General features: G+C 67.6%; 11 protein-coding genes. 5 read left to right on the plus strand and 6 right to left on the minus strand.

Annotated features, from left to right (window positions below; all coding sequences use genetic code 11):
- Position 1 precedes the first annotated feature (1 nt).
- Positions 2-691, minus strand: a complete 690-nt coding sequence (locus LDO22_RS20520) for a TetR/AcrR family transcriptional regulator (protein ID WP_224025502.1) — start codon at positions 689-691, stop codon at positions 2-4.
- 198 nt (positions 692-889) lie between these two features.
- Between LDO22_RS20520 and LDO22_RS20525 the strand changes: the two genes are divergently transcribed.
- Complete coding sequence (locus LDO22_RS20525) at positions 890-1,453, plus strand: hypothetical protein (protein ID WP_224025503.1); 564 nt, start codon at positions 890-892, stop codon at positions 1,451-1,453.
- A 114-nt stretch (positions 1,454-1,567) separates the two neighbouring features.
- On the opposite strand, the gene LDO22_RS20530 is transcribed toward LDO22_RS20525, so the two are convergent.
- The 5 genes from LDO22_RS20530 to LDO22_RS20550 form a co-directional block, all read right to left on the minus strand.
- Complete coding sequence (locus tag LDO22_RS20530; RefSeq protein ID WP_224025504.1) at positions 1,568-3,019, minus strand: dicarboxylate/amino acid:cation symporter; 1,452 nt, start codon at positions 3,017-3,019, stop codon at positions 1,568-1,570.
- Positions 3,020-3,138: 119 nt separating this feature from the next.
- Complete coding sequence (locus LDO22_RS20535; protein ID WP_224025505.1) at positions 3,139-3,990, minus strand: phosphatase PAP2 family protein; 852 nt, start codon at positions 3,988-3,990, stop codon at positions 3,139-3,141.
- A gap of 134 nt (positions 3,991-4,124) precedes the next feature.
- On the minus strand, positions 4,125-5,810 hold the full coding sequence (locus LDO22_RS20540) for a DUF885 domain-containing protein (RefSeq protein ID WP_224025506.1): 1,686 nt from the start codon (positions 5,808-5,810) through the stop codon (positions 4,125-4,127).
- Between the two features lie 41 nt (positions 5,811-5,851).
- Entirely contained in the window at positions 5,852-6,100 is a 249-nt protein-coding gene (locus tag LDO22_RS20545; protein ID WP_159635648.1) for an acyl-CoA carboxylase epsilon subunit, read from the minus strand.
- Positions 6,100-7,683, minus strand: coding sequence for an acyl-CoA carboxylase subunit beta (locus LDO22_RS20550; RefSeq protein WP_159632455.1), 1,584 nt, complete (start codon positions 7,681-7,683; stop codon positions 6,100-6,102). Before LDO22_RS20550 ends, LDO22_RS20545 begins: the two co-directional genes overlap by 1 nt.
- A 215-nt stretch (positions 7,684-7,898) precedes the next feature.
- On the opposite strand from LDO22_RS20550, the gene LDO22_RS20555 reads away from it, so the two are divergent.
- The 4 genes from LDO22_RS20555 to LDO22_RS20570 all read left to right on the plus strand — a co-directional run bounded on the left by LDO22_RS20555 (position 7,899) and on the right by LDO22_RS20570 (position 11,575).
- Complete coding sequence (locus LDO22_RS20555) at positions 7,899-8,786, plus strand: NAD(P)-dependent oxidoreductase (protein WP_224025507.1); 888 nt, start codon at positions 7,899-7,901, stop codon at positions 8,784-8,786.
- Between the two features lie 84 nt (positions 8,787-8,870).
- Positions 8,871-9,779, plus strand: a complete 909-nt coding sequence (locus LDO22_RS20560) for a biotin--[acetyl-CoA-carboxylase] ligase (protein WP_224025508.1) — start codon at positions 8,871-8,873, stop codon at positions 9,777-9,779.
- Positions 9,772-10,371, plus strand: coding sequence for a PH domain-containing protein (locus tag LDO22_RS20565; protein ID WP_224025509.1), 600 nt, complete (start codon positions 9,772-9,774; stop codon positions 10,369-10,371). The genes LDO22_RS20560 and LDO22_RS20565 overlap by 8 nt, the downstream gene beginning before the upstream one ends.
- Positions 10,361-11,575 carry an adenylate/guanylate cyclase domain-containing protein gene (locus LDO22_RS20570; protein WP_224025510.1) on the plus strand — a complete coding sequence of 405 codons (1,215 nt, stop codon included), beginning with the start codon at positions 10,361-10,363 and terminating at the stop codon, positions 11,573-11,575. Before LDO22_RS20565 ends, LDO22_RS20570 begins: the two co-directional genes overlap by 11 nt.
- Positions 11,576-11,678: the final 103 nt, after the last annotated feature.

The raw sequence follows: 11,678 nt of genomic DNA on the forward strand, positions 1-11,678 counted from the left end.
ATCAGGAGGAACGGGTGGCGGATGGGAAAGCAGTGGTGGTGAAGCCGGCGCCCAGCAGGGCCATGGCATCGATCAGCAGTTGGCGGAGTTCCGCCAGGGAGGCGGGTGACAGGTCCGGGCCGCGCCGGCTGAACCAGACCTCCATGGCGGCCTTTCCGCAGGAGATGATGGAGCCGGCGAGGGCGTGGACATACAGCTCGTCCCGCTCGCCGGGGGTGCCGGCGAGGCGTTCGCGGGCCACGGTGAAGACCTGGGCCCGGCAGTGGTCCCACGCCTCCAGTTCCGTGTGGGACATCAGCGGGCTCTGCTGGGTCAGCGTGAACAGTTCAGCCAGGGGCGCGATGGCCTTGGGGTCGGCCAGGGCCACCAGGGCGGCCTGGGCCGACTCAAGCATGGGCTCGTCCGCCGGGCGGAGGCGCAGTTGCTGGATGGCGTTGTCCAGGAAGCCGTGGACGATGGACGCCAGGGCGGCGTCGGTGCTGCTGAAGTAGTTGAAGAAAGTGCGCCGCGAAATGCCTGCGGCGTCGGCGATGTCCTCCACCGTGAAGTTGCCGGGGCCCTGGGAACGAAGGAGTCCCAGGGCGGCATCGGTGATGGCCTGGCGGGTGGCGGCCTTGTTCAGCTCGCGCCGGGAAGGGGCGGCGGATCCGGCGTCCTGCGACGCGTCGGGCGGTGAAAAGGGGCTGGGCACGGCCTTACACTACGTGCAAGTTTGCACTGCATGCAAGTTATCTGCGCGGGGGCTCGGGTGCGGGGGTGTCTCCGGATTCACAGGAGAACGAAAGGTTCCCAACAGCCTTTGCTGAACCTGGTCGCGGATGCTTGGAATGTCCCGCCACCAGGCGTATCACCAGCAGCCGTCAGGCGACGGCGAATCAGGAGACAAGAAATGACACGCACGAAGAAGATGACCCTGGGCCTGTCAGCCGCGGCGCTGGCGCTCGGTGCAGGACTCGGCGTGGCCGGCATGGCCTCTGCCACCACCACAACTCCCGCTCCCACGCCGAGTGCAAGTTCCAGCGCCTCCGCTGACGGCGGCACCGGCACCGGCTACGACGGCATGGGCAGGCATGGCGGCCGCGGCGGCCACGGCATGGAGCAGGCCTCCGCGCTGGCAGCGAAACTCGGTGTGGACGAAGCCAAGGTGACTGACGCGCTGAAGGCCTTCCGCGACGCCAACAAGCCCGCCACTCCGCCCGCCGACGGCCAGAAGCCGGACCCCGCCGCGCGCGAGGCCGCGCTCGCCAAGTCCCTGGCTGAGTCGTTGGGCATCGATGAGGCGAAGGTGACGGCCGCCCTCCAGGAGATCCGCAGCGAGGAGCAGTCCGAGCACGCCGCCGCGCTCAAGACGCGCCTGGACAAGGCCGTGGCCGATGGAAAGCTGACGCAGGCGGAAGCCGACGCCGTGACCAAGGCGGTCCAGAGCGGGGTGATTGGCGGGGGCGGTCGCTGACTGATGCCGGCCGCTGACTGCTGCCGGCCGGTGAATGGCCGGAGGCACAGCCCATGAAACAAAAAAGACGTCCCCGGGAGGTTTCCCGGGGACGTCTTTCATTGCTGCTGCGCGTTATGCCTTTGCATCCTGCAGTTCGCGGGGTGCGGTGTCGGCGCTGGTGCCGTCCGTGGCGGGGCCACCGGCGGCGGCATTGCTGCCTGTTTCTTCCTCAACAAAGGGCGTGCCGTTGCGGGGGGCGTTGTACAGCGACTCGTCCAGGATGCCCTGGCGCTTGGCCACGATGGTGGGGACCAGCGCCTGGCCCGCGACGTTGACCGCGGTGCGGCCCATGTCCAGGATGGGGTCGATGGCAAGGAGGAGTCCGACGCCGGCCAGCGGCAGTCCCAGCGTGGAGAGCGTCAGCGTGAGCATCACCACGGCGCCGGTGGTGCCGGCGGTTGCAGCGGAGCCGAGGACGGAGACCAGGGCGATCAGCAGGTACTGGCTGAAGTCCAGGTGGATGCCGAAGAACTGGGCCACGAAGATCGCCGAGACGGCGGGGTAGATGGCTGCGCAGCCGTCCATCTTGGTGGTGGCGCCCAGGGGCACGGCGAAGGAGGCGTAGGCGCGGGGGACGCCCAGGCTGCGCTCGGTCACGCGCTGGGTCAGCGGCAGCGTTCCCACCGAGGAACGGGACACGAAGGCCAGCTGCACGGCGGGCCATACGCCGGAGAAGTACTGCTTGATGGACAGGCCGTGGCTGCGGATCAGGATGGGGTAGACCACGAACAGCACCAGGACCAGGCCCGCGTAGATGGCAACGGTGAACTTGCCCAGCGAGCCGATGGTGTCCCAGCCGTAGACGGCGACGGCGTTGCCGATGAGGCCGATGGTGCCCAGCGGCGCGATGCGGATGATCCACCACAGCACCTTCTGGATCACGGCAAGGGCTGATGCGTTAAGGGTGAGGAACGGCTCTGCGGCTTTGCCCACCTTCAGCGCGGCGACGCCCACCGCGATGGCGATGACCAGGATCTGCAGGACGTTGAAGCTGACCGACGTGGTGACGGCGCCGGAATCGGCGACGGTGGAGCTGGCGCCCAGGCCGAGGAAGTTCTTGGGGAAGAGGCCTACGAGGAAGGCCCACCAGTCACCGGACTTGCCGGTGTACTTGGCGTCTCCGGCGATGCCGGTGTTGGCGCCGGGCTGCAGCAGCACGCCCAGTCCCATGCCGATCAGCACGGCGATCAGGGACGTGATGGCGAACCACAGGAGCGTGTTCCACGCCAGCCGGGCGGCATTGGATACCTGCCGCAGGTTGGAGATGGAACTGACGACGGCGGTGAAGATCAGCGGAACAACGGCGGTCTGCAGCAGTGACACATAGCTTGAGCCGATGGTCTGCAGCGTGGCGCCGAGGGCGTTGGGGTTGGTCTTGGTACTGCCGGTGTACTTTGCCAGCAGGCCGAGGCCAAGACCCACGATGAGGGCGGCGATGATCTGGAAGCCGAAGGAACCCGCCCACTTGGGGAGCTGGAATCCGGTCTTCCCTGCGGGGGAGGGGGTGCTTGTCTGAGTGCTCACCAGAACAAGCTAGACCTCCGCTAAATATCACGTCGAACCAACATTGAGAAATATTACGCGGCCGGGATGCGGGCCCCAGCCGGAAATCCCCGGAGAATCAGGGATAACGACGGCATTTGTTACTTATTCCCGGCAGGGGTGTGCTTAACGTCTCGTGGTTCGTGGTGTTTCCTGACCGTCAGGTAGAGCCGGTGGGCGGTGATCACGATGGCCAGCCATGCGGCACCCAGTGCCCAGGCCGCCAGCACATCGGTGAGCCAGTGATGGCCCAGGAAGACCCTGCTCAGGCCGATCGCGACGGCGAAGAGGGCTGCCGCCGCGGCGGTGAGGATGCGGGCGCGGTTCGAGTGGAGCCGCAGGATGATGAGGTACGCCACGATGCCTGCAATCACCACCGCGTTCAGTGAGTGTCCACTGGGAAACGATGCCGAGTGTTCGTAGGGCGGTACGGCGTCGCTGAGGTCCGGCCGCGTGCGTCCCACGAGGCGCTTGCCGGCGATGGTCATCAGCAGTGAACCCAGGCCCGCGGTGACGATCAGGATGACGGGGGTCCAGGAGCGGCGCCGCAACGCGAGCACCGCCATGATGGCGACGGCGAGGACCGGCATCCCGATGGTCCCGCCAACATCGGTGAAGGCCGTGACCGCCACATCCAGGGCAGGGGTACGGAGGTCCTTGCTGGCCGCCAATACCGGATGGTCAAGTCCGGCCACCCCGTCGGCGGCCACGACCGCTTCATAGACCTCGCTGAACGCGGCGGTCAGGGCGGCGGAAATGACCGCCCCCACCAGCAGCGTCAGGATCAGTGCGCCATGCGGGCCCAGTACCTGGCTGATGCGGTGGACCACTTCCACCAGGCGCCGGCCTGTCCGGGTGTCCCATCTGGTGAGGTCCTTGCCGCCGACGGTCGTGTCCTGGCGCAGTTCCCCACGCACCCCCGTCCCGGCCGGTGTCCCTTGGAGGTTGGTCAACGTCGTCTCCCTGTCCATACGGCGGTGCGCGCCACGGCAATTTAGTAAGTAAGCTTATGGATTGCCGTGGGCGCTGTCCACCGAATGCCGGGGGCGCGGTCCGCCGGCCAGGGATCCGGCCGGGGGATGGACTGTCAGCCCAGCAGCGCCCGGCGCAGGGTATCGAGCCCAACAGAGCCGATGTTGAGGGCCCTGGTGTGGAACTCCTTCAGGTCGAACCCGGGCCGTGACTCCAGCTCCGCACGGATCTGTTCCCAGAGCCGCTGGCCAACTTTGTAGGAGGGGGCCTGGCCCGGCCAGCCAAGGTAGCGGGTAAACTCGAAGTTGAGCTGGCCTTCGCTGATGGGGAGGTTTTCCTTGAGGAATCCGTAGCCCTTGTCCGGGGTCCAGGTGCCGGTTCCCCAGCGTTCGGGCATCTCGAGTTCGAGGTGCACGCCGATGTCGAAGACTACGCGGGCTGCCCGCATGCGCTGCATGTCCAGCATTCCCATGTGGTCGCCGGGATCGTTCAGGTAGCCCAGTTCCTGCATGAGCTTCTCGGCGTAGAGGGCCCAGCCCTCGCCGTGGCCGGAGGTCCAGCAGACGTTCCGGCGCCACTTGTTAAGCAGTTCGCGCCGGTAGGTGGCGGTGGCCACCTGGAGGTGGTGGCCGGGGACGCCCTCGTGGTACACGGTGGTGGTTTCGGCCCAGGTGGTGAAGGTGTCCTCGCCTGCGGGAACGGACCACCACATGCGGCCGGGCCGGCTGAAGTCGTCGGACGGGCCGGTGTAATAGATGCCGCCCTCGTCGGTGGGGGCGATGCGGCATTCAAGGGTTTTCATGACGTCGGGAATGTCGAAGTGCACCCCGGCCAGTTCGGCCACGGCTTTGTCGGAGAGGCCCTGCATCCATTGCCGCAGCGCCTCCGTGCCTTTCAGTTGCCGTGCGGGGTCGTTGTTGAGGATTTCCTTGGCTTCGGCAATGGTGGCGCCTGGCTTGATGGCGGCCGCGACCTGTTCCTGCTCCGCGATGAGGCGGTCGAGTTCCTGGACGCCCCACGCGTACGTTTCCTCCAGGTCCACCTCTGCGCCGAGGAAGGACCGGGAGGCCAGTGCGTAGCGGGCCCTGCCCACGGCATCCTTTTCGGGAGCAGCGGGGAGCAGTTCGGTGCGCAGGAATTCCGCCAGGCCGGCGTAGGCCCGGCGGGCGGCGGCAGCACCGGCGTCGAGCTTCTCCTGCAGGGCCGTGGGAAGCGGCCCCGCATCCGTGGCGGCACCCGCGGCCAGTTTTGCGAAGAAGCCGTCCCCGGCGGCGTACTTGCTGACCTGTTCGCTGACGATGCGCACTTGGCGGGCAGCGGCGACCTTGCCTGCATCTTTGGCCATGCGCAGGGACTCGGTGTAGCCGCTGATGGCCGCCGGCACGTTGTGTGCGCGCCCGGCGATGTGCTCCCAGTCCTGTTCGGTTCCGGTGGGCATGAGGTCGAAGATGGCGCGGATGTCCTGGGCCGGGGAGGCAATGTTGTTCAGGTCCGCATACTCCCACCCGGAGGCATGGATCAGCAGTTGCAGGCCCAACCGCTCCTGCATGGCGTCCAGGGTGACGGCGTCCACGTCGTCCTCCGGCTCCAGGCCTTCCAGCGCAACGAGGGCGTCCCGTGCCGCCTCGGCGAACCCGGCGATGCCGGCAGGGGAGAAGTCCTGGTATTCCGTCTCATGTCCCGGCAGGCCAAGGGTGGTGGCAAAGGTCGGATTGAGCCTGATCAGGGTGTCGGTGTAGTTGTCCGCGACATCGTCGATCCGGGTATGCGGGCGCGTGGCGGGTGCAGCGTCGGTAGTCACATCCCGAGCCTACCGGCCGCATGGACAGGATGTGGAAGCTGTCAGCCCTGGCTGCGTTTCCAGGCTCCCGGTCCGGGCGTGGGGGCAAGCCGCAGCTGCTGCCTCCGCACCCAGTGCCGCACGCTGGCGGTCCTGGCCGGCGCCGGGCTTTCCCCGCTGAGGGAAAGGACGACGGCGGCCAGCGCGGCCAGTTCCTCGGCGTTCGGCTGCCCTTTGACCACAGAGAGCAGGGGTGCGGCGACTGCCGCGTCCGGGGCTTCGGCGGGTTCAGGCGCCCCTGGGGTGCTGATCACAGCGGGATGTTCCCGTGCTTCTTGGCGGGGAGGCTGGCCCTCTTGTCCCGCAGGGCGCGCAGTCCCTTGATGATCTGGAGACGGGTGTCCGAGGGGGCGATGACAGCGTCCACGTAGCCCAGCTCGGCGGCCTGGTAGGGGTTGAGGAGTTCTTCCTCGTACTGCTGGATCACCTGGGCGCGGCGGGCCTCGACGTCGCCGCCGTCCTCGGCAACGGCTGCGAGGTCGCGGCGGTAGAGGATGTTCACCGCACCCTGCGCACCCATCACGCCGATCTGCGCCGTGGGCCACGCCAGGTTCAGGTCGGCACCGAGCTTCTTGGAGCCCATGACGATGTAGGCGCCCCCGTAGGCCTTGCGGGTGATGACGGTGAGCTTGGGGACGGTGGCCTCGGCGTAGGCGTAGAGAAGCTTCGCGCCGCGGCGGATGATGCCCTGGAACTCCTGGTCCTTGCCGGGCAGGAAGCCGGGGACATCCACCAGGGTGATGATGGGGATGTTGAAGGCGTCGCAGTGGCGCACGAAGCGGGCCGCCTTTTCCGATGCGGCGATGTCCAGGGTGCCGGCGAACTGGAGGGGCTGGTTGGCCACGATGCCTACAGTGTGGCCCTCCACCCGGCCATAGCCGATCATCACGTTGGGCGCGTACAGGGCCTGCATCTCCAGGAAGTGCCCGTCGTCCACGATCTGCTCCACCACTGCGCGCATGTCGTAGGGCTGGTTGGCTGAATCCGGAACCAGCGTGTCCAGGGCGAGGTCGTCGTCGTCGATCTCCAACTCCTGCTGGTGCCCCAGGACGGGTGCCTCTGCCAGGTTGTTCGACGGGAGGAAGTCCAGCAGTTCGCGCACGAACTCGATGGCATCTGTCTCGTCCGAGGCCAGGTAGGTGGAGGTTCCGGTGGTGGCGTTGTGCTGCCGGGCGCCGCCGAGGGTTTCCATGTCCACGTCCTCGCCGGTGACGGTCTTGATGACGTCCGGGCCGGTAATGAACATGTGTGAGGTCTTGTCCACCATCACCACGTAGTCGGTGAGCGCGGGGGAGTAGGCCGCGCCGCCGGCGGACGGGCCCATGATGAGCGAAATCTGCGGCACCACGCCGGATGCGTGGACGTTGTTGCGGAAGATGTCCGCGAACATGGCCAGCGAGGCCACGCCTTCCTGGATGCGGGCGCCGCCGCCGTCCAGGATGCCGACGACGGGGCAGCCGTTGCGGAGCGCGAACTCCTGGACCTTGACGATCTTTTCGCCGTTGACCTGGCTCAGCGATCCGCCGTAGACGGTGAAGTCCTGGCTGTAGACCGCCACCAGGCGTCCGTCCACGGTGCCGTAGCCGGAGACCAGGCCATCGCCCAGCGGCTTCTTCTTTTCCATGCCAAAGGCGGTGGAGCGGTGCACGGCCAGGGCGTCAAACTCAACAAACGAGTCCTCGTCCAGCAGCAGCGCGATGCGCTCGCGGGCGGTGTTCTTGCCGCGGGCGTGCTGCTTTTCGATGGCTTCGGGGCCGGAAGGCTGTTCGGCGCGCGCCTGGCGGTCGCGGAAATCGGCAATCTTTCCCGCTGTCGTTGTCAGATCGTGGCTCATCAAGTGTCTCCGGCTCTGTAGCAGGTCAGTTCTGTCGGCTGGCGGCCCGTGTTGTCCGGCGCTTTAAGTAGCATCCACACAAAAGACCAACCCTGCTGGCAAGTCTAGTGACGGTTTGGGCGCCGACGGCTGTAGGGAACCTACAATTTTCTGCGGGTCGAGCAACCCCTTCGCAATGTTACTCGCCGGTAACATAGTTGGGTTACAGTGTTCCCATGACTTCAAGCGACGATGCTTTGCATGCCTCCGAAAGCCCGTACCGGGCCGCCGGCTCCCTGGCGGGCCGGACCATCCTGCTGTCCGGCGGCAGCCGCGGGATCGGCCTGGCCATCGCCCTGAGGGCGGCCCGGGACGGCGCCAATATCGTCCTCCTTGCCAAGACGGGGGAGCCGCACCCCAAGCTTGCCGGAACGGTCTACACCGCAGCCCGGGAGCTGGAGGCGGCCGGAGGCCAGGCGTTGCCCCTGGTGGGCGACGTGCGCAGGGACGAGGACGTGGCAGGCGCCGTGGCCGCTGCCGTGGACCGGTTCGGCGGCATCGACGTCGTCATCAACAATGCTTCCGCCATTGACCTCTCCACCACGGACGCCGTGGACATGAAGAAGTACGACCTCATGCAGGACATCAACGTCCGCGGCACTTTCCTGCTGTCCAAGTTGGCGCTCCCGGCGCTGCGTGCCTCCGGACAGGGGCACATCCTGACGCTCTCGCCGCCGCTGAACCTCCACCCCTCCTGGGCTGGAAAGCACCTCGCCTACACCATGGCCAAATACGGGATGAGCCTGACCACCCTGGGCCTGGCCGAGGAACTGAAGGCTGACGGGATCAGGGTCAACTCACTGTGGCCATGCACCCTGATCGACACGGCGGCCATCCGCAACATGCCCCACGGCGACACCATGGTGCTGGCCGCCCGCGGCCCGCAGATCATGGCCGACGCCGCCCACGCCGTCCTGACCGGAAGCAACCTCGCCGCGGGCGCGCCGCCGTCGGGCAACTTCTACACGGATGAGCAGGTCCTCGGCGCCGCGGGCGTGACCGACTTCCGCCCCTACAGCCTGGGGGCACCGGAAGGCCGGCTGGTTCCCGACATCTTCCTCTAGCAGGCCCCCGGCGGTGCCCGGACGGTCTGTTCCGGGACGGCAGGTGGCTGGGAGGGACCCGGCGCGGCTCGGTAGGATCTAGCTATGGATGACGCACATGCACCGGGTTCCCCCCTGAACCGAGGGGACCTGGCCGACCAGCGTTTCCTCGCCGCCACGGGGATCCCCCGGATCGACGTCGTGGACTCCACCGGCTCCACCAACGCCGACCTCCTGCGCGGTGTCACGGTGGACCCTGGGGCCTGGCCGGACCTCTCCGTCCTGACGGCCGAGTACCAGACAGCCGCACGGGGACGCCTGGACAGGCGGTGGGAGGCGCCCCCGCTGAGCTCGGTGTCTGTCTCGGTGGTGCTGCGTCCGGTCAATGCGGAGGGCAGGCCCCTCCCCACCCAGAGCTACTCCTGGCTGTCCCTCATCGCAGCCCTGGCGCTGCGTGAAACGCTGCTGGAAACGGCGGGCCTCCCGGCCGAGCTCAAATGGCCCAACGATGTCCTGGTGCGCGGCAGGAAGATCGCCGGCATCCTGGCCCAGCTGGGCCCCATGGTGGACGGCAGCGTGCCCCCCGTGATCCTGGGGACCGGGCTGAACGTCACCCTGCGCGAAAGCGAACTTCCGGTTCCCACTGCCACGTCCGTGGCCATCGAAGGTGCCCGCACCACCGACCGCACCGCGCTGCTGAAAAGCTACCTGTCCCACTTCGCGGTCCTGTACCGCAGTTTCTGCAACGCCGACGGCGACCCGACGGCCGGCATGGCGGGGGGCCCTTCGCTGCACAAAAGAGTGGAGGCCGTCATGGTCACCCTGGGAAAGCAGGTACGCGCGCAGCTGCCCGGCGACCACGAAATCATTGGGCATGCCTCCCGGCTGGATGACTACGGCTCCCTGCTGGTGGTGGACCGGGACTCGCACGAGCACGTGGTCACCGCCGGGGACGTGGTGCACCTGCGGCCCTGGACATCCCCGGACGCGCCAAACCAGGGTGGGTATGCGTAAAACCCTCGTGCCAGGGGAGCAGGTCATCGTCACTACCCGTCCGCAGCCGAGGAAGCTTGCCGGAGCCGCCGTGGCCTTTGTCCTGGCGCCGGCACTTGCCGCCTTCGCCAGCGCCTGGGTCATCCGCGGCGGGGCCGCCCGCCTGGCGCCCGCCCTGGGCCGGCAGTGGACGCCCTGGCTCGTGACCGCCTGCGTCCTCGCCGCTGCAGCCGTATGGCTGGGCTACTGCCTGCCCCGCCTGCTGCGCTGGCAAGGCACCCGCTACACCCTGACCAGCCAGCGGATGGTGGCCCGGTATGGCCTGCTGAACCGGCGGGACCAGCAGGTGAACCTGGCGTCGGTGCGCAACCTGACGGTCCATGAATCGCTGCTGCAGCGACTGGTGCGCTCAGGGAATATATCCTTGGAAACCGGGTACCAGGGCGTGGTGACCTTTCGCGACGTGCCCGAGGTTGCCCGGTTCCGCGACTTTATCCTCGACGCCATCGGGGAACTGCCGGATGACAGCGTGGCCCGGCCGGGCGGCGCGGCGCATTACCCCGCCGGGGCTTTTCCGGAGGACATGAGAGAAGGTGGACGGGATGACCGATGAGGACCAGCAGGAACGCGTGGGCAGCATCGCACCTGCAGCCACCGCCGCACTCGACCCCGCCGCCGGAAGCGGTGACGTGAACGCCGTCCCTGCGGCGACACCGGAACCCGGCCCGGCTGACGGAGCGCCGGGGACCGACCGGCACCCGCCTACCGGCGCCATGTCCGCCGAACGGCTGGCCATGAAGGCCCTCGAAGCCCGCCTCCTGGGCGGGGAACGCAAGCTCCGCCGTCGTGAAGTTGCCGCGGGTGCGGGAGTCTCGCTGCTTTCTGCCCGTAAACTCTGGCGTGCCCTCGGCTTCCCGAATTTCGGTGACGAGGATGTCGCGTTCACGGAACGCGATCAGGCGGCCCTGTCCACCATTGTGGATCTGGTCCGCGCCGGCAAGCTTACCGAGGAAGCCGCTATCTCGGTGACCCGCTCCATCGGGCAGATGACGGACCGCATGGTGGTCTGGCAGATCGAGGCCCTGGTGGAGGACATGGTCCACGAGCAGGGGGTCACGGATGCCGTGGCCCGCAAGCGCCTGGTCAACGAACTGCCCGCGCTGGTGGACGCGCTCGAAGAGGTGCTGGTGTACTCCTGGCGCCGCCAGCTCAACGCCGGGGTCCAGCGGCTGGCCGTGCGCGCCGAGGCCGGACTGCAGGCCAGCGAGGAAGGCCGGGAAGGCGACGAGGACGACGCGCCGCTGCCCCTCGCGCGCGCGGTTGGCTTCGCTGACCTGGTCTCCTACACCAGCCTGTCCCGCCGGATGAACGAAAAGACACTGGCCCGGCTGGTCCAGCGCTTCGAGAACAAGTGCGCCGAGATCATTTCGGTGGGCGGCGGCCGGCTGGTCAAGACCGTGGGCGATGAAGTCCTGTACATCGCCGAAACCCCGGCGGCCGGTGCCGAGATTTCCCTGGCGCTCGCCGAGGCCTTCACCGAGGACGAGATCCTCCCCGAAGCCCGGGTGGCCATGGTGTGGGGCAGGATCCTGTCCCGCCTGGGCGACATCTACGGTCCCACTGTCAATCTCGCAGCGCGCCTCACCACGCTTGCCGATCCCGGAACGGTGCTGGTGGATTCCATGACCGCCTCGGCGCTGGAACATGACGAGCGGTTCGTCCTGATTCCCCAGGAGCCGGAAAACGTGCGCGGCTTCGGCGAGATCAATCCCGTCCGCCTCACGCGGGGCCGGGGCAAGGGCCTGGTCCTCGACTAGGAACCAGGTTTTGGCCGCCGCCAGGCCTGCTGAAAGAATTTGTCCATTTGTTGGCGTATAGCGGTATCGTTGTGGTGCCCGGGGTCCCGTGACGCCGGCTGCA

The organism is Arthrobacter sp. NicSoilC5 (assembly GCF_019977395.1).
GTDB lineage: Bacteria > Actinomycetota > Actinomycetes > Actinomycetales > Micrococcaceae > Arthrobacter.

Bases quoted from the DNA above. Each gene is read 5' to 3' on its own strand.
- LDO22_RS20525 (WP_224025503.1), top strand. From the start codon at position 890: ATGACACGCACGAAGAAGATGACCCTGGGCCTGTCAGCCGCGGCGCTG.
- LDO22_RS20565 (WP_224025509.1), top strand. From the start codon at position 9,772: ATGCGTAAAACCCTCGTGCCAGGGGAGCAGGTCATCGTCACTACCCGT.
- LDO22_RS20560 (WP_224025508.1), top strand. From the start codon at position 8,871: ATGGATGACGCACATGCACCGGGTTCCCCCCTGAACCGAGGGGACCTG.
- LDO22_RS20555 (WP_224025507.1), top strand. From the start codon at position 7,899: ATGACTTCAAGCGACGATGCTTTGCATGCCTCCGAAAGCCCGTACCGG.
- LDO22_RS20550 (WP_159632455.1), bottom strand. From the start codon at position 7,683: ATGAGCCACGATCTGACAACGACAGCGGGAAAGATTGCCGATTTCCGC.
- LDO22_RS20570 (WP_224025510.1), top strand. From the start codon at position 10,361: ATGACCGATGAGGACCAGCAGGAACGCGTGGGCAGCATCGCACCTGCA.